Here is a 22,445-nt window from a genome sequence, read left to right on the forward strand (position 1 = left end):
GGGATCATCGACGCGCGAGGAGCTCTCCCTTATGACCCAGCGGATCGTCCCGAACATCTGGTGCGACGGCGACGCCGAGGAGGCGGGCGTGTTCTACGCCTCGGTGTTCGAGCGCGCCAGCTCCCGGGTGGTGGCGCGGTATCCGCAGGACGGGCTGCTCGAGTTCCAGCGTCCTCTCGCCGGTCAGCCGCTCACCGTGGAGGTGTCGATCGACGGCTTCCGGATCACGCTCATCAACGCCGGGCCCGAGTTCGCCCCCAATCCGGCGCTCTCCTTCCTGGTGAGCGTGGATCCGCGCCGCTTCGGCGACGCGGATGCCGCGCGCGCCTGGATCAACCGCACCTGGACCGCGCTCGGCGAGGACGGCCTCGTGGTGATGGACATCGGCGAGTACATGTTCAGCGGTCTGTACGGCTGGGTCGAGGATCGGTACGGGGTGAGCTGGCAGCTCAAGCTGATGGACCGCGACGCCGAGCCGGCGCCCCTGATCACTCCCATGCTGGTGTTCGGCGGACCCGTGCGGAACAGGTCGGAGGAGGCGATCGCGCTGTACGGCGAGCTGCTGCCGCCGTCGGGGATCACCCGCCAGGTGCAGTACCCGGTGACGGAGCCCCCGCACGTCACGGAGCCGATCGTGTACTCGGAGTTCCTGCTCGCCGGCCAGCGCTTCGCGGCCTTCGATTCCCCTGTCGACAGGGACTTCACGTTCACCCCGGGGCTGTCCCTGCAGATCGACTGCGATGGACAGGAGGAGATCGACCGGATCTGGGCAGCGCTGAGCGCCGTGCCGGCGGCCGAGCAGTGCGGCTGGCTCGTCGACCGCTTCGGGGTGAGCTGGCAGGTCGTCCCCGCGGATCTGGGTGAGCTGATGCAGCGGCCGAACGCCTACGAGCACCTCATGGGCATGAAGAAGATCGTCATCGCCGACCTCTGACCGGGTGTCTGTTGCCTGTTGCCGACCCGGATCCTGAATCTGCTCATGTCGCAGTGACTCATCCGTCCAGATCGCAGTGATTCATCCGTCCAGGTCGCGATAACTGCGCTTCCCGGCGCCCGGGAACAGCAGAAATCGCGACCTGAATGGATCCAGCTCGACGGGGTCAGCGCACGGCGAGGAAGCCCAGCACCGCGCTCGCGACGGCCAGCACGGCGAGGACGATCGCCGGGGCCGCCGGCTCCTTGCGACGCAGGTGCACCACGACGGCGCCGATCATGATGATCGCGAGGCCGGTGCCGGCCAGCGGGGTGAGGATCGGGGCGATCCCGGTCGCGAGCGGCAGGATGAGGCCGATCGCGCCGAGGACCTCGAGGGCGGCGATCGCCTTGATCGAGCCTGCCGAGAAGTCGTCGGTCCACGCCATCCCGCGCTCAGCGAGCACCGGCTTCGGCGTGAACAGCTTCATCCCACCGGCGCCCAGCAGGGCGAGGGTGAGCAACGCGTTGATGATCCAGAGGGCGATCAGCATGAGGTTCTCCTTGTTATCGATCGTCACCTTGTTACGATCAGTAAGTAAAGGATGGAGCATCGTGGAGACGCGTACAAAAGGCACATCGGTGTCACCGGCGCACAGCGGCGGAACCATGACCGAGCCGGCGGCCGGTACCGCCGATCTCTCCGAGTACGAGCGCTCGTGCGAGGGGCAACCCGGCGGCCCCGAGGTCGGGCGCATGATCCGCGACGTCCTCGACCGTGTCGGCGACAAGTGGTCGCTGCTCGTGGTCGCCACCCTGGGCGACGACGTGATGCGGTTCAGCGACCTGCTCCGCCACATCCCCGGCATCTCCCAGCGCATGCTGACCCTGACGCTGCGCCAGCTGGAGCGTGACGGGCTCGTGATCCGCACCGCCTACGCGGAGGTCCCGCCGCGGGTGGAGTATCGGCTCACCGCGCTCGGCGGCACCTTTGTCGAGATCGCGCACACGATCGCGCAGTGGGCGATCGCCAACCACGCCACGATCGAGCAGTCCCGCGCCGACTACGACGCCCGCTGAGCCGCGACCTCGCTCCCGCGGCTCGTTTCTCCGACGTGGGAGCCGCCCTCGCCGGATCCACCTCCGCTCAGGTCGCAGAAACTGCGCTTCCCGGCTCCCGGAACCGCAGAAATTGCGACCTGAACGGATGGGGAATCGCCGAGCGCGTGCTCTGAGACGACGAGGACGGTGGCGGCGTCAGCGGTGGTCGCGGTCGTGGTGCTGGCCGGTCTCGTCGCCGGTCGCGACGCGCTCGGCCTCGCGGGCGCGCAGGTCGACCCGCCGGATCTTGCCCGAGATCGTCTTCGGCAGCTCAGGCACGAACTCGATGATCCGCACCCACAGGTGCGGGGAGAGCTGGCCGCGCGCGTAGGCGAAGATCGAGCCCGCCGTGGCGACGAGGTCCTCGTGCGCCGACGCGGTGAGGCAGACGTACGCCTTCGGCACCGCGAGGCGGGTGGGATCCGGGCTCGGCACGACGGCCGCCTCCATCACGTCCGGGTGCTCGAGCAGCACCGACTCGAGCTCGAACGGCGAGATCTTGTAGTCGGAGGCCTTGAACACGTCGTCGGCGCGGCCCACGTACGTCAGGTACCCCTCGGCGTCGCGGGTCGCGATGTCGCCGGTGTGGTGGAAGCCGCCCTCGCGGGAGCGCGCGGTCGCCTCCGGATCCGCGTAGTAGCCGGCCATGAGTCCCAGCGGGCGCTCGGCCAGGTCGAGGCAGATCTCGCCCTCGCCCACGCCGTCGGCATCCCCCTCGACCGGTGCGCCCGTGACGGGATCCACCAGCACGACCGGGTAGCCCGGCAGAGGGCGGCCCATGGATCCGTCCTTCACGACCTGCCCCGGGGAGTTGCCGACGCAGGCCGTCATCTCGGTCTGGCCGAAGCCGTCGCGGATCGTGCCGCCCCAGGCCTCGCGCACCCGGCCGATCACCTCGGGGTTGAGCGGCTCCCCGGCGCCCACGAGCTCGCGCGGAGGGTGCGCGAGCCGGCCGAGGTCGGCCTGGATGAGCATGCGCCACACGGTCGGCGGCGCGCAGAAGGTGGTGACGTGGTGCCGCTCCATGACCTCCATGAGCGCGTTCGCATCGAACCGGTCGTAGTTGTACACGAACACCGTGGCCTCGGCGAGGAACGGCGAGTAGAAGCTCGACCAGGCGTGCTTCGCCCACCCCGGTGAGGAGATATTCAGGTGTACGTCGCCCTCGCGCACCCCGAGCCACCACATCGTGGACAGGTGCCCGACGGGGTACGACACATGCGTGTGCTGCACGAGCTTCGGGCGGCTCGTGGTGCCAGAGGTGAAATACAGCAGGCTGGTGTCGCCGGCCGGCGTGGGACCGTCGGGCTCGAAGGCATCGGCGGCGCCGTTCGCCGCGGAGAAGTCGTGCCAGCCATCGGGCGCCGCTCCGCCCGGGACATCGGGCACCGCGATGCGCACGAGGTCCGGCGGCAGCTCGGCGACGCGGTCGGAGAGGGATCCGAGGGTCACGATCCCGCGCGCCTCGCCCTTCTCGGCCCGGTACGCCAGGTCCGCGGGGGAGAGCAGCGTCGAGGTCGGGATGGCGACCGCGCCGATCTTGGTGAGGCCGAGCATCGTCTCCCACAGGTCGATCGTGTTGCCGAGCATCACGATCACGTGGTCGCTGCGGCGGATCCCGAGCTCCTGCAGCCAGTTCGCCACCTGGTTCGAGCGGCGCGCCAGCTCGCCGTAGGTCCAGCTGCGGCTGGACAGGTCGGCGGACACGATCTGCACCGCGGGCCGGTTCGGGGTCTCGCCGGCCACCACGTCGAACCACTCCAGCGCGAAGTTGAACTCGCGCAGCTCAGGCCAGCGGAACGTGGCGCGGGCACCGGCGTAGTCGGTGGCGTGGGCGAGCAGCAGGTCGCGGGCGGAGCGGATCGCGGCGGTCGCCGCGGTGGCGGAACGAGGCTCGGTCATGGAGCCATCCTCGCGCCGATCCCGCGGATCCGCGAGAATCGGTTTCCTCCTGGGGACACACGCGTGTCGTGGAGTCTCACGCCGGAAGGTAGTCTCGCGGAGCCGGGTGGCCCGCAGGCGTGGGGGCGTGCTCGATACGCTGGATCCGTCCCCCGCATCCTTCCCGAACGGAGACCCGCATGAGCGCGCCCGAGACCCCGCTGTTCGTCGAGATCGGCAACGTGCCCCGGGACTACGCCTGGGGACGGATCGACGGCGTGGCCGGCGTGCTGGGCACGGCGGGCAGCGGCGGCCCCGAGGCGGAGTTGTGGCTCGGCGCGCACCCGGGATCCCCGGCCCGAGCGACCGGTGATGCACCGTGGGCGACCCTCCTCGACTGGGAACGCGAGAACGGCGCCCGCCTGCCGTTCCTCCTGAAGATCCTCGTCTCCGGCGGGCCGCTGTCGCTGCAGGCCCACCCCACCACCGCGCAGGCGCAGGCCGGGTTCGCCGACGAGAACGCGCGAGGCATCCCGCTCGAGGCGGCGCACCGCAACTACAAGGACCCGTATGCCAAGCCCGAGCTCATCGTCGCTCTGGAGGACGGCTTCGAGGCGCTGTGCGGCTTCCGCCCGGTCACCGAGACCCTCGCCGACGTCGACGTCCTCGCGGCGCGCGCCGGATCCGACGCCCTCGCCCCCTGGCGCGCGGAGCTGGCCGGGCCCGACGGCCTGCGCGCGGGCTTCGCCTGGCTGCTGGGCGGAGGTGCCGAGGTCGACCTCGCGGTGGCGGCGCTCGTGGCCGCGGCCGCGGGGGACGACCGCTTCGAGCTCGTCACGCGTCTCGCCGAGGCGTACCCCGGCGACCCCGGAATCGCGGTGGCCCTGATGCTGCACCACATCACGCTCTCCGCGGGGGAGTCGCTGTGGCTGCCCGCCGGCAACATCCACGCCTACCTGCGCGGCGCGGGCGTGGAGCTCATGGGGCCGAGCGACAACGTGCTGCGCGGCGGACTCACGCCCAAGCACGTCGACGTCGCCGAGCTGCAGCGGGTGCTGACGTTCTCCGCGTCGGACGACGACCGGCTCGTGCCCGTCGAGCTCGCCGAGAACGTGCGCAGCTACCGGCCCCGGATCCACGCGTCCGGCGCCGATGTGCCGTTCGAGCTGCTCGCCGTCACCGGCGACGCCTCGCTCGAGCTGGCCGGGCCCTCGATCGCGATCGCCACGGACGGATCCTTCACGCTCGCCGCCGACGGCGCGACCGCGCAGGTGCCGCGCGGCGCCGCGGTCTTCGTCAGCCGTGCCGCCGTGGTGCAGGCGACCGGATCGGGCCGCCTCTGGATCGCCACCGCCGTGTCACTGTGAACCGCTCCGTCTCCCGCCGTGTGCTCGGGCTGTCCGTGCAGGAGTGGGCGCTCGTCGGCATCACGATGATCTGGGGTGCCACGTTCCTCGTGGTGCACACCGCGATGCAGCACTCGGGGCCGTGGTTCTTCGTCGGCTTCCGCTTCCTCGCCGCCGGGATCTTCGCCGCCGCGATCTTCTGGCGGTCGCTGCGCGGCATGACCTGGCGCGAGTTCGGAGCCGGTGCCGCGATCGGCGCTGCGATCTACGGCGGCTACGGGCTGCAGACCGCCGGCCTGCAGACGATCGACTCCTCCACCAGCGCGTTCATGACGGCGTTCTACGTGCCGCTCGTCCCGCTGCTGCAGTGGCTCGTGCTGCGCAAGCCGCCGCGCGCGCTCACCCTGGTCGGCGCAGGTCTCGCGTTCGTCGGCCTGCTGCTCGTCGCCGGCATCGGATCCAAGGGGATCCAGCTCGGCACAGGCGAGATCCTCACGCTCATCAGCACGCTGCCGATCGCCGGTGAGATCATCCTGATCAGCCTCTTCGGCGGCCGGTTCGACGTGGGACGGCTCACCGTCGTCCAGCTGCTGACCGCGTCGGTCCTGGGCTTCGCGACCATGCCCGTCGCGGGCGAGCAGATCCCCGCCTTCGACCCCGTCTGGCTGTTCGCGGGCCTGGGCATGGGCCTGGCGAGCGGCCTCATCCAGCTCACCATGAACTGGGCGCAGCGCTCGGTGTCCGCCACCCGCGCCACGATCATCTACACCGGCGAGCCGGTGTGGGCGGGTGTGGTCGGCCGGATCGCAGGGGAGCGGATCCCGCCGCTGGCGATCCTCGGCGCCGGGCTCATCATCGCGGGCACCCTGCTCAGCGAACTGCAGCCCCGGCGCGCCGACGGCGGGACGGCGGAGGATCCCGATCCCGAGGACCCCGAGGACGAGGCGCGTCCGGAGGATCCGGCCCCGAGCGGGCGCCTAGGATCGCCCGCGTAGACTGGGAGGGTCCGCCCGCCCGTCGAGGCGGCGGCGAGCCCGCGATGCTGTTGCCCGGGCTCTCGAAGCTCAGGACCCGAGGATCCGTCATGTCAGCCCCCCGCACGCTCACGCTGCGACACGTGCAGCTCGCGCGCGCGGCCCTCGCCGCGGTCGCGGCGCTGATGATCACCTTCTCCGCGGACCACTCGGCGATCGTCGGGCTCTCCGTGTTCAGCGGCTTCGCCCTGGTCACCGCGCTCATCCACATCGTGGCCGCCTGGCTGGTCGCCCCGGCAGGCTGGCGCTGGCCGTTCATCCTGCTGGCCGCGTTCTCGATCCTGACCGGCATGGCCGGGGGAGTGCCCGCATGGCGCTCCACGCCGCTGTTCTTCGTGGTGGTCATCGCCTGGGGTGCGCTGACCGGCGTCGTCGAGCTCCTCGCGGGGATCCGCGCGCGTCGCCTCGCCCGCACCGGATCCGCACCGGCGGTCGCCGCAGACGGCGCCCGCGATGCGATCCTGGTCGGCGCGCTGGGCCTCGCGCTCGCGGTCGGCCTGCTGTGCGTGCCCACGACCTACGCGCTGCGCTACACCATCACCGGGGCAGGGTCGTTCACCCTGACCGGCATCACCCTGGGCGTCGGGATCTTCGGCGCGTACGCCGCGATCGTCGCGGTGTTCCTGGGCATCGCGGGGCTCAGCCCGCGCTCCCGCGCCTCCGCCGACGAGGGTGCAGACACCGCCGCCGCCGGGACGGCGCCGGCCGAGAACGAAGGATCCGCATGACCGAGAAGACCAGGCGCCGGGATCTGTTCCGGCCCGTGCAGCTGATCGGGCTGTCGCTGCTGTGCGGCGTCTTCGCCGGGGTGGTGACCCTGATCGCGACCGGCGCCTTCACCGACAAGGTGATGCGCATGGTCGACAAGGGCACCTACGCGGGGATCCCGCCGTGGAACCTCGCCTTCATCGTCACCGGCGGCATCTTCATCGCCGCCCTGCTGATCCTGTCGATCCTGATCCTCGCGGTCGATCCCGCCGATTTCACCACGCCGCACGACGGTCCGGTTCTCTACGACAAGGTCGACGACGACGCGGCCGGCACGACCGAGGCTGCGGGATCCGCGTCCGACGCATCCGGATCCGACCCGTCCGCACCGGCCGCCGACGCCACCGGTGATGCGGAGGGTGACGCGCCGAAGGCGTAGTCGCCGGGAATATCGGGCGTCTGTCCCGCCTTGACCCCAAGGTGAGCATGACGATCGATCGCGCCTCCGTGGGTCTCCGTTCCGAGCGTGGGCCCGTGCTGCTCTCACTGATGCTGGCCACCGGCCTCATCGCCATGGACGCCACGATTCTGGCGACCGCCGTCCCCAGCGTGGTGCACGACCTGGGCAGCTACCAGCAGTTCCCATGGCTGTTCTCGATCTACCTGCTCGCGCAGGCGGTGAGCGTGCCGATCTACTCGAAGCTCGCCGACACCGTGGGACGCAAGCCGATCATCCTGATCGGCATCGGGCTGTTCCTGCTCGGATCGATCCTCTGCGGCGTCGCGTGGAGCATGCCGTCGCTGATCGTCTTCCGGCTCGTGCAGGGCCTGGGCGCCGGAGCCGTCGCGCCGATGGCGATGACGATCGTCGGCGACATCTACTCCGTGTCGGAGCGCGCGGTGGTGCAGGGCTACATAGCCAGCGTCTGGGCGGTCTCCTCCGTCGTGGGTCCGGCCCTGGGCGGCGTGTTCTCGCAGCTCGACGTGTGGCGGCTGATCTTCCTCATCAACGTGCCGCTCTGCCTCGTCGCGGCTTGGATGCTGCTGCGGCATTTCCACGAGCAGACGGAACGCCGCCGCCACCGCATCGACTACCTCGGCGCCGCGCTGCTCACCGTGGGCCTGACCGGCCTCATCCTCGGCGTGCTCGAAGGCGGCAACGCCTGGGCCTGGCTGTCGGTGCCGAGCGTGCTCTGCTTCGTCGTCGGCGCCGTGGCGCTCGCCGTGTTCGCGCTCGTTGAGCGCCGGGCGGCCGAGCCCATCATCGACCTGCGCCTGATCTCGAGCCGGCTGATCCTCACCACGACCCTGGCGTCGTTCGCGGTCGGCGCGCTGCTGACCGGCGTGACGAGCTTCGCCCCCGCATACCTCGAGGGCTCGATCGGCGTGCTGCCGCTGCTCTCCGGCCTCGCCGTGGCCGCGATGACCCTGGGCTGGCCGCTGTCGGCCGCCAACGCCGGTCGGCTGTACCTGCGGTTCGGATTCCGCGTCACCGCGCTCGTCGGGGCGGCGATCGCCACCCTCGGCGCGCTCGGGCTCGCGCTGATCGGACCGTACCCGAACGCGCTGTCGCTCGCCGGGATCGCCTTCGTGATCGGCTTCGGCCTGGGCTGGACCGCGTCGCCGACCCTGATCGTGGCGCAGGCCTCGGTCGGCTGGGGCGAGCGCGGCGCCGTGACCGGGATGAACACCTTCGCGCGGTCGGCGGGTGCCGCGGTCGGGGTCGCCGTCTACGGCGCGATCTCCAACGCCGTGCTGGCCGCCGGCGGTGGTGAGCACGACCCCGCGACGGTGGTGCACGCCTCGACCTGGGTGTTCGTCGCCGCGGCCGTGACGGCGGCGCTCATGCTGCTGGCGATCCTCGCGATGCCGAAGGACCGCGCCGGCGAGTACTCCGGCGCCCCGGCGGCGGTTCCCGCCGAGGCCTGAGCCCGGCGGCCCGAGCCGGGGGCCTGAGTCCCAGGCCTGGGCCCGGCGGCCTGAGGCGGGTCTGAGTCGGGCGGCCTGAGACCGGCGGCCTGAGACCCAGGCCTGAGCCCGGCGGTTCGCCGAGTGGGCGCCTGAGCCCCGCCGTCGCCCGGGAGCCTGTGGGTGCGTGAGCGCGCGGGTGTCCTCTCGCCGGTGTCAGGAGATGGAAAACGCTGCCCTCAAGCCTGCGGCGGCGACGTTTTCCATCTCCACCGGCCGCTCGGCCCCGCAGCGAGATGGAAAACGCTGCCCGCGGCCGCGTGGCGGCGACGTCTTCCATCTCGAGCAGGACGCCACCGCATCCCGGCGCACGGGATCCGAGGCCTGGGCCGGGCTACTTCGCCAGGGTCTCCGCGAGGCCCACGTACGTCGCAGGGGTCAGTGCCAGCAGGCGCTGCTTGGCCTCGTCGCCGATCTCCAGGCCCTGCACGAACTCGGCGAGCTCCGCAGCTCCGACGCGGTGACCGCGGGTGAGCTCCTTCAGCAGCGCGTACGGATCCTGGATCGTGGAGCGGCCGGCGACGACCTCGGCGCGGATCACCGTCTGGATCGCCTCGCCGAGCACCTCCCAGTTCCTGTCGAGGTCGGCGAGCAGCACGTCGCGGGAGAGCGAGATCTCGTTCAGGCCACGCCGCAGGTTGTCCAGGGCCAGCAGCGAGTGCCCGAACGCGACGCCGATGTTGCGCTGCGTGGTGGAGTCGGTGAGGTCGCGCTGCAGGCGGCTCGTGACGAGCGTCTGCGAGAGCGAGTTCAGCAGCGCGCCGGACAGCTCGAGGTTCGCCTCGGCGTTCTCGAACCGGATCGGGTTGATCTTGTGCGGCATGGTCGAGGATCCGGTCGCGCCGGCGACGGGGATCTGCGCGAAGTAGCCGAGCGAGATGTAGGTCCAGATGTCGGTGGCGAGGTTGTGCAGGATCCCGCCCGCGTGCCGCACGTGGTCGTACAGCTCGACCTGCCAGTCGTGCGACTCGATCTGCGTGGTGAGGATGTTGAAGTCGATCCCGAGGCCCTCGATGTACTCGCGGGCGAGCGCGGGCCAGTCCACGGACGGCTCGGCCGCGAGGTGCGCGGACCAGGTGCCGGTCGCGCCGGAGAACTTCGCGAGGTACTCGGATCCCTGGATCCGCTTGACGACCCGCTCCAGGCGCCACGCGAACACCGCGAGCTCCTTGCCCATCGTCGACGGAGTGGCGGGCTGCCCGTGGGTGCGGGACAGCATCGCGGCGTCGGCGTGCTCGACCGCCAGCTCGCGGAGCTTCGCGATGACGTCCTGCAGGGCCGGCAGCCACACGCGCTCCACGGCGCGCTTGACGGTGAGCGCGTAGGAGGCGGAGTTGATGTCCTCGCTCGTGCAGGCGAAGTGGGTGAGCTCGGCGATCGCGTTCAGGCCCAGTGCGGAGAGCCGGTCGCGCACGAGGTACTCGACGGCCTTCACGTCGTGGCGGGTCACCGCCTCCTTCTCGGCCAGCCAGTCGATCTCGGCCTGACCGAAGTCGCGGTACAGGCCGCGCAGGCGCTCCTTGTCCTCATCGGACAGCGGCGAGGTGCCGAACAGCGAGCGGTCGGTCAGCGCGATCAGCCACTCCACCTCTACCTCGACGCGGGCGCGGTTGAGGCCGGCCTCGGAGAGGTAGTCGGCGAGCGGGGCGACCGCGGCGCGGTAGCGTCCGTCGAGCGGGCTGAGGGGCTGGACGGGGAGCGTGGCGGTCACGGGGTGTCCTCCGGAAGTCGTGGATCCGGCACGCGCTGCCGTCATGAGCGATTTCGTCAGGGGCGCGGCGGTCGGATGGCGGGTTCGAGCTGGCGGAAGAGGCCGTGGCTCGCGCTCTCGATCATACCGAGCACCTCGTCGAACACCGGGGCGTCGGCGTAGTAGGGGTCGGGCACGTCCAGGGCGCCGTGGTGCTCGAAAGCGGTGTCGGGGTGCTCGAACGACAGCAGCAGGGTGACCTTGCCCTCCTCGGACTCGTCGCGCGCCCACTGCTTCAGGATCCGCTCGTGCGTGCGGTCGAGGGCGACGACGAGGTCATTGGTGGCGAAGTCGTCGTAGGTGAACTGCCGGGCGCGATGCCCGGATCCGTCATAGCCGCGGCGGTCGAGCGCCTCGATCGTGCGGCGGTCCGCCTGCTCGCCGACGTGCCAGTCGCCGGTGCCGGCGCTCGTGGACACGATGCGGTCGCCGAGGCCCTGCCGCGTCGCGATGTCGCGGAAGACGACCTCCGCCATGGGTGACCGGCAGATGTTGCCCGTGCACACGAAGATCACGCGGAACGGGTCCGACTCGGTCATGGCTCCATTGTGCCGCACCGGGGCGATCGTCCGAGAGCGCGATGGTGGCGCCGACCGTCCCGCCCGCCGTCCGGACGCGTCCTCCACAGCACGGAGGGAGCGCCCGGATCCCACGGCTTCCACGAACCCCGCTCCCCAACCCTGTGTTCTGGCGCAGGCTGGGCGACATGTTCACGATCGCTCCCGCTGCCGCCGAAGGATCCTGGATGCTCGCCGAGGCGCTGCTGCGCTGCAGCAGCGTGCGCGAACGGCTCGACCGGGCCCTCGCCGACCTGGTGGCGCTCTCCGTCGACTGCGCCTGGAAGGCGCGCGCGGTCGAGGCGATGCTCGATCGTTGCGCCGAGCAGCAGCACGAGCTCGCGGGCGTGCTCGACGAGCTGGGCTGGATCGAGTCCGGGCTGCGGGTGGGGTGACCGCGTGGGCAGCGAGGTGGAGATCTCCCACGGCGGGATCCTGGCCGTGGATCCGGATGGTCTGCGGGCGATGGCGGGGCGGCTGCGTGCCGACGCGGCGGCCGTGCAGATCGCCCGGGACGAGCTGCTCGAGATCCCGGGGCTCGTGGAGTCGTCGTGCCTGCCGCCGGGGTCGCGGTCGGGTGCGGTCATGCCGGTGTGGCCGGCGGTGAACCGGCTCGACGCCGTGAACGCGGCGCTGGACGAGATCGCGAGCGGCACCGAGACCATGGCCGACATCTTCGAGATCGCCGAGCTCCGGGCGCAGCGGGCGGTCTCGAGCGTGACGGATCCGGAGCTCGTGAAGCAGTCCCTGCATCGCGTCGAGGAGATCCTGCGACGTAACCCGGGGCTGCGCGCGACGGAGCGCGACCTGCTGCAGAAGTGGGCGCTCGGCGCGTACGACGGGTTCGTGCCCGCCCCGGGCGCTCCGCTCTCGGAGGCGCAGGGCGCGGGCTGGGGCGTGCTCTCGACGCTGAGCCCCGGTCTGCAGCTGGCGCTCATGAGCGCGGGGTTCGCCGAGGCGGGCGTCGCTCGGGGCGCCCTGATGCTGCTGCGGCTCTTCGCGCCCGGGTTCGGTCAGACGCCGCGCGGGCCGCTCACGCCGACGCCCGGCGCGGTCCTCGTCGACGGCGCCGCGGGCCCGGGTGCGCCGGGCCGTGGCGCCGTGGGCCCCCGCCCCGGCGATCTGCTCCTCACCCGGGCGCGCACGCCCGCCCGCGTCTCCACGCCGCCCGCGACCCCGGGTGGTGCGCTCCCCGTGCCGCGGCCGCCGGGATTCCTGAGCGAGGTGGTCGCCCGGATCCCGTACGGCGAGACACCGCAGGTGCGCGTGGAGAAGTACACGTTGGCGGATGGGTCGACCCGCTTCATGGCATACGTCGATGGCACGCGTCCCGGTGGACCGGAGACCGAGCCCTGGGACATGGAGTCGAACCTGCGGGCCTACCTCGAACGGAAGGAGTCCGACTCCTACAAGGCGACGGTCGCCGCGTTGCGCGCCGCCGGTGCGGACGAGAGGACGCCGGTCGATCTGGTGGGCTACTCGCAGGGCGGGATGGACGTCGACCTCGTGGCCCAGTCGGGCGCGTTCGACGTCCGAGGCGTCTACACGGTCGGGTCGCCCACGGAGCCGTCGCTGCCCTCCGAAGTGGTGCACGTCGCGGTGCGGCACACCGACGACCCGGTCGCCGGCCTCACCGGAGGCGGGCGGACGGACGGGCTGGGATCCACGCAGAGCCTGGTCATCACGCGGACGGCCGCACCCGGGCACGGCATCGATGTGGGCGTCCCTGCGCACCAGCTCGCCGCGTATCAGGAGACCGTTCGGCTGGCCGAGCAGTCCGGTGATCCGCGGATGGATGCGCTCCGCGAGCGGTTCGCCGCCTACGACGGCGCGACCCTGGTCGACTCCACGGACTTCACCGCCGCGCGCGTCGCGGAGGAGAAGTGACGGTGCACCTGCGCGTCAGTCCCGTCGTGTCAGCGGTCGCGGCTGCGCTGGCGCTGCGGGCGCAGGATCGCGTTGAAGATCGCGTTGATCACGGCGATGAGGAAGGCGGCGACGATCGTCCAGCCGAAGCCGCCGAGCGCCAGGCCCCACCCCCAGAAGCCGGTGATCCACGCGGTCAGCCAGAGCAGGAACCCGTTGATGACGAGGGAGATCAGCCCCAGCGTCAGGATGTACAGCGGGAACGCCACGATCTTCACCACCGCGCCGACGATCGTGTTCACCACCGCGAACACCGCGCCGATCGCGAGCAGCGTGACGAGCAGCGGCACCATCCCGCCCGGCGGGTACGGGGTGACCGTGACCTGGAGGACGGTGATCAGGCTCACGACCCAGATGGCGAAGGCGTTCACGATGACGCGGATGAGGAACCTCATGATGCCGATTCTGGCACTCGGATCCCCGATCCGCAGGGGAGTTGCGTGCGAGCCGATCATGTGGATGGGCTCCCGGTCATCACGGCCCGACGGCAGGGTTGCGGCGCCCGGGAGCGGGTCAGCGGCGCCCGGGGGCGGGTCAGCGGCGCCCGAGGGCGGGTCTGCGGCGGCCGGGTGCGGGTGCGGGCCGCGCATCTAGACTCGACGCGTGAGCGAAGAGATCCTGCCCCGCATCCGCGAAGAGATCGCGGCCCTCCCGCCGTACCGCCAGGGCAAGCAGGCCGGTGCAGACGCGTTCAAGCTGTCCAGCAACGAGAACCCGTTCGAGCCGCTGCCGTCTGTCGTCGCGGCGCTGACCGCGGGCACGCCGATCAACCGCTACCCGGATGCCACCGCCGGCGCGCTGCGTGCGCGGCTGGGCGAGCGCTACGGCGTCGCGCCGGATGCGGTGCACGTCGCCTCCGGCAGCGTCGCGATCCTGTACCAGCTCGTGCAGGCCGCCGCGACGGTGGGGGACGAGGTGGTGTACGCGTGGCGCTCTTTCGAGGCGTACCCCGGCCTTCCCCTGGTGGCGGGAGCGACGGGCGTGCAGGTGCCGCTCACCGCGGACTCCCGGCACGACCTCGACGCCATGGCCGCCGCGATCACCGACCGCACTCGTGTGGTGATCGTGTGCACCCCGAACAACCCGACGGGGCCGATCGTGACGAGCGCCGAGTTCGCGGCGTTCGTCGCCCGGGTTCCGCGGGACGTGCTGATCGTGCTCGACGAGGCGTACGCCGAGTTCGTCACGGCCCCCGATGCCGTCGACGGCCTCGCGGAGCGCATCTTCGAGACCCACCCCAACGTGGTCGTGCTGCGCACGTTCTCCAAGGCGTACGGCCTCGCCGGACTGCGGGTGGGCTACGCGATCGGGCACCCGCGCGTCCTGGACGCGGCCCGCACCACGGCGATCCCGCTGTCGGTCACCGCCGCCGCCGAGCGCGCCGCAATCGCGAGCCTGGACGCCGAGGACGAGCTGCGCGCCCGCGTCGCCGTCATCGTCGAGCGCCGCACCGAGCTCGTCGCGGGCCTGCGCGAAGCAGGCTGGGACGTGCCCGACGCGCAGGGCAACTTCGTCTGGCTGCCCACGGGCGAGGCGACGGCCGACGTCGCAGCGGCGTTCGAGGACGCGGGCCTGATCGTGCGCGCCTTCCCCGGAGACGGGATCCGGATCTCGGTCGGTGAGGCGGAGTCGCTGCCCCGCGTCCTGGCCGTCGCCGCCGCACAGCGCCCCTGACGCGGGCGATCGATCTCGGGCGCCGGCAGGCCCGGCGCCGTCCCCGGCGCAGGCCCGGCGCCGTCCCGGGCGCACGCCTGCTGCACCCGGCGACGCCTGCAGGATCGTGCGACGGATGCAGGGCCGAACCGCCGCATCCGTCCTGCATCCGTAGCCGCGTCCTGCATCCGTCGCGCATCCGTGGCCGCGTCCTGCATCCACGGCCGCGTCCTGCATCCGCGACATGCGGGGTGCGAGTGAGGAACCACGGACCTCGAACGCGCTGGACGAACGGTCGACCCCGTTGCCCGAGCGCACGCCCCGTGATACGACCGAAGGCATGGACGGCTCGACGGAGAGAATTCACGGACGGCGGCCGCGCACGCGCGCCGCAGCGCTGATCGCGGCAGTGGGCCTGTCGCTGACGGCCGGGGCGATCGCCGCCCCCTCGGCTCAGGCGGATCCCCGATCCACCGAGAAGACGCCCACCGCCACGGGCTACGGGGGCGCGGTCAGCACCGTGGACCCGGAGGCCTCGGCTGCCGCGATCGAGGTGCTGCGCAAGGGCGGCACGGCGGCGGATGCGGCGGTCGCCGCAGCGGCGACGCTCGGGGTCACGGAGCCGTACAGCGCCGGAATCGGCGGCGGCGGGTACTTCGTCTACTACGACGCGAAGTCCGGCACGGTCGGCACGATCGACGGCCGCGAGACCGCACCGGCGGGCATCACGCACGACGCGTTCATCGACCCGGCCACGGGCAGCCCCTACCGGTTCACCCCGGAGCTGGTGACCAGCGGCGTCTCCGTGGGCGTGCCGGGGACGGCGGCCACCTGGCAACGGGCCCTGGAGCGCTGGGGCACGCTGAGCCTGGGCGAAGCGCTGAAGCCCGCCATCAAGGTGGCGGATCGCGGCTTCGTGGTGGACGACACCTTCCGGCAGCAGACGCTGGACAACAAGACGCGCTTCGCCGCATTCACCTCCACCAGCGCGCTGTACCTGCCAGGCGGCGACGCTCCCGCGGTGGGCAGCGTGTTCCAGAACCACGACCTGGCGGCCACCTATCGGCTCCTCGCGAAGGATGGCATCTCCGCGTTCTACACCGGGCCGCTGGCGCAGGAGATCGCGCAGACGGTGCAGGCGCCCCCGAAGTCGCCCGACACCACCCTCCCGGTGCCGGTCGGTTCGATGACGGCCGCGGACCTCGCCGGCTATTCCGTGGTGGATCAGGATCCGACCCATGTGAACTATCGCGGGCTGGACGTCTACGGCATGGCGCCGTCCAGCAGCGGCGGCACTACGGTGGGCGAGGCGCTCAACATCCTGCAGAACTACCAGCTCTCCGGCATGGACAGCACGCAGGCGCTGCACCACTACGTCGAGGCGAGCTCGCTCGCCTTCGCCGACCGCGGCAAGTATGTCGGCGACCCGGCGTTCGTGGACGTCCCGACCGCGGCGCTGACGGATCCGCTGTACGGAGCCGAACGCGCCTGCCTGATCGACCCCGCGCACGCGCTGCCGAAGCCCGTCGCACCGGGAGACGTCACCTCGTACGACGGCGTCTGCCCGGGTGCCGCGGCGTCGCCGGCCTCCGAGAAGGACACGGAGAACATCTCGACGACCAACCTCACCGTGTCCGACCGCTGGGGGAACGTGGCCGAGTACACGCTGACCATCGAGCAGACCGGCGGATCCGGCATGGTGGTGCCGGGGCGCGGGTTCCTGCTGAACAACGAGCTGACCGACTTCTCCACGGTCTGGAACGCCTCGGATCCGAACCGCATCGAGCCGGGCAAGCGGCCCCGGTCGTCGATGTCGCCGACGATCATCCTGCAGGACGGCAAGCCGTTCCTCGCCCTGGGATCGCCCGGCGGATCCACGATCATCACCACGGTGCTGCAGACGATCCTGAACCGGGTCGACCTGGGCATGGACGTGTCGCAGGCGATCGCGGCACCCCGGGCGGCGCCGCGCAACGGCACGAGCGTGGTGGCGGAGCCGGCGTTCATCGAGCAGTACGGCGCGGGCCTGACGGCGCTGGGGCACACGCTCGTGCCTTCGGGCGACTCGTTCACCTCGGCGTCCGAGATCGGCGCGGCCACGGCCATCGAGTTCCGGCCCGACGGCAGCACGGTCGCGGCGGCGGAACCGGTGCGACGGGGCGGCGGCTCGGCGATGGTCGTGTCCACGGCGCCCTGAGGGAGGATGCCCGGGCAAGGGGCGTGTGAGCGCCGGCGACGACGGCCACTTTCTCTGAAAACGGATGCAAGGCGTCCCAGGTAAAAAGCTAGGGGGACCTGGCAAAAATACGTGGGACACCTGGATATCCGCGAGCCCGCATGCGTCCGTGGGGATCGTGACAGGACCCCGGTGATCGTTTGTGGCGACCCTCCACTGCACAACCGGAATCCTCGGTTAGCGTAGACAAGGTGACAGACGCCGATATCCCTGTCGTCCGCGTCCTCGACGCCGACGGCAGCTACGCCCCGAACGCCGCGGCCGAGGAGTATCTGCCCCTCATCGACGCGCTCCCGGACAGCGAGCTGGAGCAGTTCTACCGCGACATGGTCGCGATCCGCGCCATCGACAGCCAGGCCACCAACCTGCAGCGCCAGGGCCAGCTCGCCCTGTGGCCGCCGAGCCGAGGGCAGGAGGCCGCCCAGGTCGGATCCGCCCGCGCCGCCCGCCCGCAGGACACGATCTTCCCCTCCTACCGGGAGCACGTCGTCACCCGGATCCGCGGGGTGGATCCGGTCGACATCATCACGCTGATGCGCGGTACGTCCAACGGCGGATGGGATCCGACCGATCCCCGCAACGGCAACACCCGCATCTACACGCTGGTGCTCGGCTCGCAGACCCTGCACGCCACCGGCCTCGCGATGGGACTCGTCTTCGACGGCAAGTGCGGCACCGGCGACCCCGACCGCGACGAGGCCGTCATGGTCTACTACGGCGACGGCGCATCGAGCCAGGGCGACGTGCACGAGGCCATGGTGTTCGCCGCGAGCTACCGCACCCCCGAGGTGTTCTTCCTGCAGAACAACCACTGGGCGATCTCGGTGCCGGTGAGCACGCAGTCGCGGGTGCCTCTCGTGCAGCGCGGCATCGGCTACGGCATCGAGTCGATCCGGGTCGACGGCAACGACGTGCTCGCCAGCTACGCGGTCACCCGTCGGGCCCTCGATGAGGCGCGTGGCGGCGACGGCCCGCGCGCGATCGAGGCCGTCACCTACCGCATGGGCGCGCACACCACGAGCGACGACCCCACGAAGTACCGCGGCAGCGCCGAGGAGCAGGAGTGGGCGCTGCGCGATCCGATCGCCCGCATGCGCGCGTACCTCGAGCACCGCGGCGCGGCGGAGTCGTTCTTCGCCGACGCGGACGCCGAGGCGGCCGACGCCGCGGAGGACCTGCGCGTGCGCACCCTCGAGCTCGTCTCGCCCGGGCCCGAGGTCATCTTCGACCACGTCTACAGCGATCCGCACCCGCTCATGGCCGAGCAGAAGGCCTGGCAGGCGCAGTACGAGGCGTCGTTCCCCTCCAGCGGAGCGGCAGAAGGGCAGAGTGGCAAGCGATGACCACCGTCGACACCGCCGCGGGCACCCGCATCGAGACGATGCCGTTCAGCAAGGCTCTGAACGCGGGCCTGCGCAAGGCCATGGAGGACGACCCGCGCGTGCTCCTCATGGGCGAGGACATCGGCGCGCTCGGCGGCGTGTTCCGGGTCACCGAGCACCTGCAGCGCGACTTCGGCCCGCAGCGCGTGCTGGACACGCCGCTCGCGGAGTCGGGCATCGTCGGCACCGCGATCGGCCTCGCGATGGGCGGGTTCCGCCCGGTCGTCGAGATCCAGTTCGACGGCTTCGTGTTCCCCGCGTTCGACCAGATCACCACGCAGCTCGCGAAGCTCACCGCCCGGCATCAGGGCGCGGTGTCGATGCCGGTCGTGATCCGCATCCCCTACGGCGGGCACATCGGCGCGGTCGAGCACCACCAGGAGAGCCCCGAGACCTACTTCGCGCACACCCCGGGTCTGCGCGTCGTGTCGCCCTCGACCCCGAACGACGCGTACTGGATGATCCAGGAGGCCATCGCCTCGAACGACCCGGTGATCTTCCTCGAGCCGAAGAGCCGGTACTGGCCCAAGGGCGAGGTCGATCTCGCCGCCCCCGCGCTGCCGCTGCACGCCTCGCGCATCGTGCGCCGCGGATCCGACGTCACGCTCGTCGGACACGGTGCCATGGTGTCCACCCTGCTGCAGGCCGCCGCGCTCGCCGAGGCGGAGGGCACGAGTTGCGAGGTCGTCGACCTGCGCTCGCTGTCGCCGGTGGACTACGGGCCCATCCTCGACTCGGTGCGCTCGACGGGCCGGATGGTCTACGCGCAGGAGGCGCCCGGGTTCGTCAGCCTCGGCAGCGAGATCGCGGCGACCGTGATGGAGCGCGCGTTCTACGCCCTCGAGGCGCCGGTGCTCCGGGTGTCGGGCTACGACACCCCGTTCCCGCCCGCCAAGCTCGAGGGCGTCTACCTGCCGGATCCGGACCGGATCCTCGAGGCCGTGGACCGCTCCCTCGCCTATTGATGTCTCATCCAGGGGTCGTTGAGCGAGCGAAGCGAGACGAAACGCGGTCTCCTGCGAGGCCACCCCGTTTCGTCTCGGTCGCCTTCGGCGTCCTCGCTCAACGACCCGTGTGAAAGGATCCCGACCATGAGCACTCAGACCTTCACCCTGCCGGACGTCGGCGAGGGCCTCACCGAGGCCGAGATCGTCACCTGGAAGGTGGCGCCCGGTGACGCGGTCGCCGTGAACGACGTGATCTGCGAGATCGAGACGGCCAAGTCGCTCGTCGAGCTGCCGTCACCGCACGCCGGCACGGTCGGCGAGCTGCTCGTGCCGGAGGGGAAGACCGTCGACGTCGGCACCCCGATCATCACGTTCGTCACCGGCGCCCCCGAGCCCGCCGCCCCGACTGCGCCGTCCGCCCCCGCGCCGGCGGAGGGATCCGGATCCGTGCTCGTCGGCTACGGCTCCGGCGCGGAGGCCACGTCGCGCCGCCGTCGTCCGGCCCCGCGTCCGGTCCGCTCCAGCGTGGGCGTGATCGCGAAGCCGCCGATCCGCAAGCTCGCGCGCGACCTCGGCGTCGACCTCACCCAGGTCAGCCCGACGGGAGCCGACGGCGAGGTCACCCGGGACGACGTCATGAAGCACGCCGAGCAGGCCAGCGTGTTCCGCAACATCCAGACGCCCGAGTGGGGCGACGTGCGCGAGGAGACCGTCCCAGCGCCGCAGCCCGCACCGGTCGGTCTGGCCCGCGGCATCTCGCCCTCGCCGGCGCGTGCCGGAGCGGACGAGAGCCGCACCGAGTCCATCCCGGTCAAGGGCGTGCGCAAGGCCACGTCCTCGGCCATGGTGCAGAGCGCCTACTCCGCCCCGCACGTGACCGTGTGGAAGGAGGTCGACGCCTCGCGCACCATGGAGCTCGTGAAGCGGCTCAAGGCCTCGCCCGACTTCGCAGACATCAAGGTGTCGCCGCTGCTGATCATGGCGCGCGCCGTGATCTGGGCCGTCCGGCGGACCCCGATGGTCAACGCGGCCTGGATCGACACTCCGGACGGCGCCGAGATCGCCGTGCGCCACTACGTGAACCTCGGCATCGCCGCCGCCACGCCGCGCGGCCTGCTGGTGCCGAACATCAAGGATGCGCAGGATCTGGGCATGCGCGACCTGGCCCGCGCCCTGAACCGCCTCACCGCCACCGCGCGCGAGGGCAAGACGACGCCCGCCGACCAGCAGGGGGGCACCATCACGATCACCAACATCGGCGTGTTCGGGATGGACGCGGGCACCCCGATCATCAACCCCGGCGAGGCGGGCATCGTGGCCATGGGCACGATCAGCCAGAAGCCGTGGGTCGTCGACGGCGAGGTGCGCCCGCGCTGGGTGACGACCGTGGCCGGATCCTTCGACCACCGCGTCGTCGACGGCGACGGCATGAGCCGCTTCATCGCCGACGTCGCCGCCGTGCTCGAGGAGCCCGCCCTCCTCGTCGACTGACGGTCGGACGCCGCAGCCCCCGACCTCCGTGAGGTCGGAAAACGGCGGAGCTCCAGCCCGCCTGAGGCGTGTCGCGCCCGGATCCGCGCCCGACACGCCGAGTGCTCCTCCGTTTTCCGGCGGTCACGGACCCCGGGGGCGGCGTCAGTCCGCGCCGTGCAGGCGCCGGGCCGCGAGCCGCGGCAGGCCGATCGTCCGTGCGGCGGCCAGGGCCGTGGAGACCGCGCCGGCGAGCACGATGTCGGCGCCGAGCTGCGAGCGCAGGATCTTCGGCGCCGGCAGGTGCAGCATCGGACGCAGCGCCGTGCGCGCGGCGTCGAGCACGGGCTCGATGGCGTCGGCGATCGCGCCGCAGACGATCACGCGCTCCGGGTCGTAGGTGCTCCCGAGCACGGCGACCACGCGCGCCAGGTGGGCGCCGGTGCCGCGCACGACCTCCGCGGCGGCCGGATCCCCGTCGGCCGCGAGTGCGAGGATCCCCTCGGCGCGGAGGCCCTCCGTGGCGAGCCGCGCCAGCGCCCCGTCGGCCGCGGCCGCGCCCGACGCCAGCAGCTCCCGGGCGATGCGGGTGATCGTGGGGCCGAGGCCGTCGGCGGATCCGACGCCGCGCACGTGGTCCAGCAGCACCATCTCGCCCACGCCGCCGTGCGCGCCGTGCAGCATGTGCCCGTCCACGACGGCGCCGGCGCCGAACCGTTCGCCCGCGATGAGGGCGATGTAGTCGCGGCACCCCACGGCTTCGCCCAGGTCGGCCTCCGCCGCGGCGGCGAGCACGGCGTCGTTCTTCACCTCGACCACGGGCGCCCATCCCGCGAGCACCTCGGCGAGGCCGGGGTTGGTGCGCTCCCAGAAGCCGTCGGGGTGCGGCGGGGATGAGCCGTTGCGCGTCACCGGCGCGGCGACGCCCGCGCACAGCGCGAGGATGCGGTCGCGGGGCACGCCGCTGTCGGCCAGCGCCGCCTCCAGGTGCTTCAGGATCGCCGTGCGCCGCTGACCCACGGTGTGCCGCGGATCCAGGTCGGTGCGCAGATGCGCGAGGGGCGTGCGCGCCAGGTCGGTGACGGTCACGCCGAGGTGGGTGTCGCCGGCGTCCAGTGCGATCACGGCGCCGAGGTCGGTGGGCAGCTCGAAGCGGCGCGCCGGCCTCCCGCCCGAGTACTGGCCGGCGTCGCGGGCGTTGGGGAGCTCGCGGACGACGCCGGCTTCCACGAGGGTGTCGATCGCGTCGATCGTGGTGGAGCGGGTGAGCGAGGCGCCGGCCATCGCCTCGGTCGCGGTGAACGGCCCGCGCCCCCAGGCGAAGTCCAGCACCTGGCCGAGGCTCGGGCGCCCGACGGCGAACGCGGCGCCCGGGGTGACGGCATCCGCGCCGGCCGGCGCGACGGCGTCTTCGCCGTCCGCGGCGCGGAGCCCGGGCTCGGGCGTTCTGGGCATTCTCTGCTTGACCTCTCGGGTGGACCTCTGCCAGAGTATCCCTTGCCCGAGTTGATTCGGGAACAAAATCTAATCGCCGGAACAAGGATCCGGGTCGTGCTGTGGGGCAGGACCGGGTG

General features: G+C 71.8%; 20 protein-coding genes. 14 read left to right on the forward strand and 6 right to left on the reverse strand.

Features of this window, described 5'->3' with window-relative positions; all coding sequences use genetic code 11:
• Positions 1-31 precede the first annotated feature (31 nt).
• Complete coding sequence (locus AERO9AM_RS00365) at positions 32-934, forward strand: VOC family protein (protein WP_159574376.1); 903 nt, start codon at positions 32-34, stop codon at positions 932-934.
• 166 nt (positions 935-1,100) lie between these two features.
• Here the strand turns inward: AERO9AM_RS00365 and AERO9AM_RS00370 are convergent, their stop codons facing one another.
• On the reverse strand, positions 1,101-1,493 hold the full coding sequence (locus AERO9AM_RS00370) for a DoxX family protein (protein WP_328821137.1): 393 nt from the start codon (positions 1,491-1,493) through the stop codon (positions 1,101-1,103).
• An 88-nt stretch (positions 1,494-1,581) separates the two neighbouring features.
• On the opposite strand from AERO9AM_RS00370, the gene AERO9AM_RS00375 reads away from it, so the two are divergent.
• A complete protein-coding gene (locus tag AERO9AM_RS00375; RefSeq protein ID WP_159574377.1) occupies positions 1,582-1,992 on the forward strand; it encodes a winged helix-turn-helix transcriptional regulator in 411 nt (136 codons plus the stop codon).
• A gap of 177 nt (positions 1,993-2,169) precedes the next feature.
• On the opposite strand, the gene AERO9AM_RS00380 is transcribed toward AERO9AM_RS00375, so the two are convergent.
• Positions 2,170-3,915 carry an AMP-binding protein gene (locus AERO9AM_RS00380; protein WP_159574378.1) on the reverse strand — a complete coding sequence of 582 codons (1,746 nt, stop codon included), beginning with the start codon at positions 3,913-3,915 and terminating at the stop codon, positions 2,170-2,172.
• A gap of 179 nt (positions 3,916-4,094) precedes the next feature.
• On the opposite strand from AERO9AM_RS00380, the gene manA reads away from it, so the two are divergent.
• From manA to AERO9AM_RS00405, 5 genes are all read left to right on the forward strand, one after another.
• Positions 4,095-5,261 carry a mannose-6-phosphate isomerase, class I gene (gene manA, locus AERO9AM_RS00385; protein ID WP_236602429.1) on the forward strand — a complete coding sequence of 389 codons (1,167 nt, stop codon included), beginning with the start codon at positions 4,095-4,097 and terminating at the stop codon, positions 5,259-5,261.
• The gene (locus tag AERO9AM_RS00390; protein ID WP_236602430.1) at positions 5,258-6,235 is read left to right on the forward strand and encodes a DMT family transporter; all 978 of its coding nucleotides are present in this window, start codon (positions 5,258-5,260) and stop codon (positions 6,233-6,235) included. The genes manA and AERO9AM_RS00390 overlap by 4 nt, the downstream gene beginning before the upstream one ends.
• Before the next feature lie 89 nt (positions 6,236-6,324).
• On the forward strand, positions 6,325-7,002 hold the full coding sequence (locus AERO9AM_RS00395; RefSeq protein ID WP_159574379.1) for an acyl-CoA synthetase: 678 nt from the start codon (positions 6,325-6,327) through the stop codon (positions 7,000-7,002).
• Positions 6,999-7,421: a hypothetical protein gene (locus AERO9AM_RS00400; RefSeq protein ID WP_201298538.1), complete on the forward strand. Its 423-nt coding sequence runs from the start codon at positions 6,999-7,001 to the stop codon at positions 7,419-7,421. The genes AERO9AM_RS00395 and AERO9AM_RS00400 overlap by 4 nt, the downstream gene beginning before the upstream one ends.
• Before the next feature lie 47 nt (positions 7,422-7,468).
• Positions 7,469-8,911: an MFS transporter gene (locus AERO9AM_RS00405; protein WP_159574380.1), complete on the forward strand. Its 1,443-nt coding sequence runs from the start codon at positions 7,469-7,471 to the stop codon at positions 8,909-8,911.
• Positions 8,912-9,284: 373 nt separating this feature from the next.
• Here AERO9AM_RS00405 and purB read toward each other — a convergent pair whose 3' ends face one another.
• Both purB and AERO9AM_RS00415 read right to left on the reverse strand, forming a co-directional pair.
• The gene (gene purB, locus AERO9AM_RS00410; protein ID WP_159574381.1) at positions 9,285-10,706 is read right to left on the reverse strand and encodes an adenylosuccinate lyase; all 1,422 of its coding nucleotides are present in this window, start codon (positions 10,704-10,706) and stop codon (positions 9,285-9,287) included.
• An 11-nt stretch (positions 10,707-10,717) separates the two neighbouring features.
• Entirely contained in the window at positions 10,718-11,239 is a 522-nt protein-coding gene (locus AERO9AM_RS00415) for a low molecular weight protein-tyrosine-phosphatase (protein ID WP_201298539.1), read from the reverse strand.
• A 167-nt stretch (positions 11,240-11,406) separates the two neighbouring features.
• On the opposite strand from AERO9AM_RS00415, the gene AERO9AM_RS00420 reads away from it, so the two are divergent.
• A complete protein-coding gene (locus AERO9AM_RS00420; protein ID WP_159574382.1) occupies positions 11,407-11,652 on the forward strand; it encodes a hypothetical protein in 246 nt (81 codons plus the stop codon).
• A gap of 4 nt (positions 11,653-11,656) precedes the next feature.
• Positions 11,657-13,144 (forward strand): hypothetical protein, encoded by a 1,488-nt coding sequence (locus tag AERO9AM_RS00425; RefSeq protein ID WP_159574383.1) that lies wholly within the window; start codon positions 11,657-11,659, stop codon positions 13,142-13,144.
• Positions 13,145-13,173: 29 nt separating this feature from the next.
• On the opposite strand, the gene AERO9AM_RS00430 is transcribed toward AERO9AM_RS00425, so the two are convergent.
• Complete coding sequence (locus tag AERO9AM_RS00430; RefSeq protein WP_159574384.1) at positions 13,174-13,578, reverse strand: phage holin family protein; 405 nt, start codon at positions 13,576-13,578, stop codon at positions 13,174-13,176.
• A gap of 208 nt (positions 13,579-13,786) precedes the next feature.
• On the opposite strand from AERO9AM_RS00430, the gene AERO9AM_RS00435 reads away from it, so the two are divergent.
• The 5 genes from AERO9AM_RS00435 (at position 13,787) to AERO9AM_RS00455 (ending at position 20,892) form a co-directional block, all read left to right on the forward strand.
• Positions 13,787-14,857: a histidinol-phosphate transaminase gene (locus tag AERO9AM_RS00435; RefSeq protein ID WP_159574385.1), complete on the forward strand. Its 1,071-nt coding sequence runs from the start codon at positions 13,787-13,789 to the stop codon at positions 14,855-14,857.
• A 319-nt stretch (positions 14,858-15,176) separates the two neighbouring features.
• Entirely contained in the window at positions 15,177-17,033 is a 1,857-nt protein-coding gene (gene ggt, locus AERO9AM_RS00440; protein WP_159574386.1) for a gamma-glutamyltransferase, read from the forward strand.
• Positions 17,034-17,263: 230 nt separating this feature from the next.
• Positions 17,264-18,415: a thiamine pyrophosphate-dependent dehydrogenase E1 component subunit alpha gene (locus AERO9AM_RS00445; protein WP_159574387.1), complete on the forward strand. Its 1,152-nt coding sequence runs from the start codon at positions 17,264-17,266 to the stop codon at positions 18,413-18,415.
• The gene (locus tag AERO9AM_RS00450; protein WP_159574388.1) at positions 18,412-19,419 is read left to right on the forward strand and encodes an alpha-ketoacid dehydrogenase subunit beta; all 1,008 of its coding nucleotides are present in this window, start codon (positions 18,412-18,414) and stop codon (positions 19,417-19,419) included. The genes AERO9AM_RS00445 and AERO9AM_RS00450 overlap by 4 nt, the downstream gene beginning before the upstream one ends.
• A gap of 126 nt (positions 19,420-19,545) precedes the next feature.
• The gene (locus AERO9AM_RS00455; RefSeq protein WP_159574389.1) at positions 19,546-20,892 is read left to right on the forward strand and encodes a dihydrolipoamide acetyltransferase family protein; all 1,347 of its coding nucleotides are present in this window, start codon (positions 19,546-19,548) and stop codon (positions 20,890-20,892) included.
• A gap of 144 nt (positions 20,893-21,036) precedes the next feature.
• Here the strand turns inward: AERO9AM_RS00455 and AERO9AM_RS00460 are convergent, their stop codons facing one another.
• Positions 21,037-22,326 (reverse strand): ROK family protein, encoded by a 1,290-nt coding sequence (locus tag AERO9AM_RS00460; protein ID WP_159574390.1) that lies wholly within the window; start codon positions 22,324-22,326, stop codon positions 21,037-21,039.
• Positions 22,327-22,445: the final 119 nt, after the last annotated feature.

Source organism: Microbacterium sp. 8M (assembly GCF_902506375.1).
Classification (GTDB): domain Bacteria; phylum Actinomycetota; class Actinomycetes; order Actinomycetales; family Microbacteriaceae; genus Microbacterium.

Coding starts and splice junctions, on each gene's coding strand:
- AERO9AM_RS00420 (WP_159574382.1), top strand. CDS start 11,407: ATGTTCACGATCGCTCCCGCTGCCGCCGAAGGATCCTGGATGCTCGCC.
- AERO9AM_RS00460 (WP_159574390.1), bottom strand. CDS start 22,326: ATGCCCAGAACGCCCGAGCCCGGGCTCCGCGCCGCGGACGGCGAAGAC.
- AERO9AM_RS00395 (WP_159574379.1), top strand. CDS start 6,325: ATGTCAGCCCCCCGCACGCTCACGCTGCGACACGTGCAGCTCGCGCGC.
- AERO9AM_RS00405 (WP_159574380.1), top strand. CDS start 7,469: ATGACGATCGATCGCGCCTCCGTGGGTCTCCGTTCCGAGCGTGGGCCC.
- manA (WP_236602429.1), top strand. CDS start 4,095: ATGAGCGCGCCCGAGACCCCGCTGTTCGTCGAGATCGGCAACGTGCCC.
- AERO9AM_RS00375 (WP_159574377.1), top strand. CDS start 1,582: ATGACCGAGCCGGCGGCCGGTACCGCCGATCTCTCCGAGTACGAGCGC.
- ggt (WP_159574386.1), top strand. CDS start 15,177: ATGGACGGCTCGACGGAGAGAATTCACGGACGGCGGCCGCGCACGCGC.
- AERO9AM_RS00365 (WP_159574376.1), top strand. CDS start 32: ATGACCCAGCGGATCGTCCCGAACATCTGGTGCGACGGCGACGCCGAG.
- AERO9AM_RS00415 (WP_201298539.1), bottom strand. CDS start 11,239: ATGACCGAGTCGGACCCGTTCCGCGTGATCTTCGTGTGCACGGGCAAC.
- AERO9AM_RS00455 (WP_159574389.1), top strand. CDS start 19,546: ATGAGCACTCAGACCTTCACCCTGCCGGACGTCGGCGAGGGCCTCACC.
- AERO9AM_RS00380 (WP_159574378.1), bottom strand. CDS start 3,915: ATGACCGAGCCTCGTTCCGCCACCGCGGCGACCGCCGCGATCCGCTCC.
- purB (WP_159574381.1), bottom strand. CDS start 10,706: ATGACGGCAGCGCGTGCCGGATCCACGACTTCCGGAGGACACCCCGTG.
- AERO9AM_RS00450 (WP_159574388.1), top strand. CDS start 18,412: ATGACCACCGTCGACACCGCCGCGGGCACCCGCATCGAGACGATGCCG.
- AERO9AM_RS00430 (WP_159574384.1), bottom strand. CDS start 13,578: ATGAGGTTCCTCATCCGCGTCATCGTGAACGCCTTCGCCATCTGGGTC.
- AERO9AM_RS00400 (WP_201298538.1), top strand. CDS start 6,999: ATGACCGAGAAGACCAGGCGCCGGGATCTGTTCCGGCCCGTGCAGCTG.